The 555-nt window shown below is 31.9% G+C and carries 1 pseudogene; it reads left to right on the plus strand.

Going from position 1 to position 555, the window contains the following annotated elements:
• Window positions 1-32: 32 nt before the first annotated feature.
• A pseudogene (locus ACFINH_RS10360) lies at window positions 33-555 on the plus strand (hypothetical protein); the annotation flags it as partial.

Genomic DNA, 555 nt, shown 5'->3' on the forward strand with positions numbered 1-555 from the left:
TTTATATTTAGTTAAAGAAAGGGAATTGGGGTATGTCCAGTAAATTACCATGGACGAGGCTTTTTGCAGACAAGTGGCTTCTTGATCTTGCTTGTTTACCCGCAATTGAAGGCAATGTTTATATGCGATTGCGATTGCAAATGTTGCGCACTAGAGAGCCTCTTGTAAATGATGCGCAAATATTATCTCATTTTACGTGTTGTTCAGTAAAAAGATTTCAGAAGGCATTAGATTACTTATTTAGATCTGGACACATTATTCTTTCAGAAGATGGTCATTTGTGGTGTTCAGATGTTGAAGAAGAATTAAAAAATTCAGACGAAACTTTAAATAAGTTTGCAGAAAGAGCAGCAAAAGCCGCCAATACTAGAAAACATAAAAACCATGAAGAATCTTCAAGAGAGCTTCAAGATTCTTTAAGAAGTCTTCAAGATTCTTCAAGATGTCTTGAAGATTCTTCAAGAGGGTACAATAACATTAACAATAACAATAACAAAAAAAATAAAAATATTATTTTATCAAAAAGAGAAATTGATTTTGAAAATTTAGAAACAA

Origin of the sequence: Bartonella sp. AA74HLJMH, assembly GCF_042197045.1 — a bacterium.
Classification (GTDB): domain Bacteria; phylum Pseudomonadota; class Alphaproteobacteria; order Rhizobiales; family Rhizobiaceae; genus Bartonella.